2 protein-coding genes are annotated in these 1100 nt (G+C 71.9%); both read right to left on the bottom strand.

The genetic code is table 11. The annotated features are described in order from the left end of the window. On the bottom strand, positions 1-831 hold an 831-nt coding region (locus tag DP106_RS15265; RefSeq protein WP_133305194.1), incomplete at its 3' end, for a DEAD/DEAH box helicase. A 1-nt stretch (position 832) separates the two neighbouring features. Continuing rightward, positions 833-1100, bottom strand: a 268-nt coding sequence (locus DP106_RS15260; protein WP_205738969.1) for a ribonuclease H-like domain-containing protein, incomplete at its 5' end; no start/stop codon positions are given.

Below are 1100 nucleotides of genomic sequence, written 5' to 3'. Positions count from 1 at the left end.
CCAGAGGACGACGTCCCGGGCTCCCCGCGGCGAGCCGTCGTCGTCGACGACGGTCACGGGCGCGCCGAGCAGCGCCTCCGAGTGGGCCGCCGGGTTGCCGACCGTCGCCGACGCGAGCGCGTACGTCGGGTCGCCGCCCCAGTACTCGAGGACCCGTTCGAGCCGCCGGAGGATCCAGGCCGCGTGCATTCCCTGCACCCCGGTGTACGTGTGGGACTCGTCGACGGCGACCACCTCGAGGGCGCTGTAGAACCGGCTCCAGCGGTCGTGGTGCTCGAGGTAGACGTTCAGCGCCTGGACGTTCGTCAGGACGACGTCGGCGTCCTCGCGGATCGACCGCCGCTCGGCGGTCGGCGTGTCGCCGTCGTACACCCGCACGCGAATATCGAGCCCCAGTTCCTCGTACAGCGCGTCGAGCGCGTCGCGTTGGTCGTTGGTCAGCGCCTTCGTCGGGTAGAGACACAGCGCGGTCGCCCCCTCGTTGCGGTCCGCGGCCCGGGTTCCGTCGGGGGCGAGCACGCCGGCGTCGAGCAGCCGTCTGGCGATCTCGACGCCGTAGACGTGGGTCTTGCCGCTGGCCGTCGAGGTCGACACGCAGACGTGCTCGTCCGCCCGGAGCGCCCGCAGGGCGGCCGCCTGATGGCTGTACAGCTCGAAGGGGTACCGGTCCGCGAGGACCGAGTCCAAGACCGTCTCAGCCGGGACTGTTTCGGCTTCGCGGGCGGGGATAGTGAGGACGGACGCGGACGCCGAGTCCGGTCCGAGTCCGGCGCGCGGAAACGCTTCGAGCAGTCGGTCGCCGTCGGTCGGTCGTGTGTCGCTGTCGCGCATATCAGAACTCCGTCAGTCCGCTCTGTCGACCGCTCGCACCGCCCGACCCGCTGTCGCTCGTGTCCCGGCGGTCGGCGCTCTCGATCGCCTCGTAGACGTGCCAAAGCGCCTCGCAGTCGTCCCGGCAGTACCGCTCGTGCCGCGCCCAGTCGGGTTCGGCCGCCGGGTCGTCAGGTCGTCGCATGAAGCGTCGGTACGCGGCCGCGGTCCGGGCGCCGGAGAGTCCCCGTTCGCGCGGTTCGTAGCCCAGCGCCTCGGCGACGTCTCCG

Source organism: Halonotius pteroides, from assembly GCF_003605635.1.
GTDB classification, from domain to species: Archaea; Halobacteriota; Halobacteria; order Halobacteriales; family Haloferacaceae; genus Halonotius; species Halonotius pteroides.
This window is presented reverse-complemented; position numbering and strand designations above follow the sequence as displayed.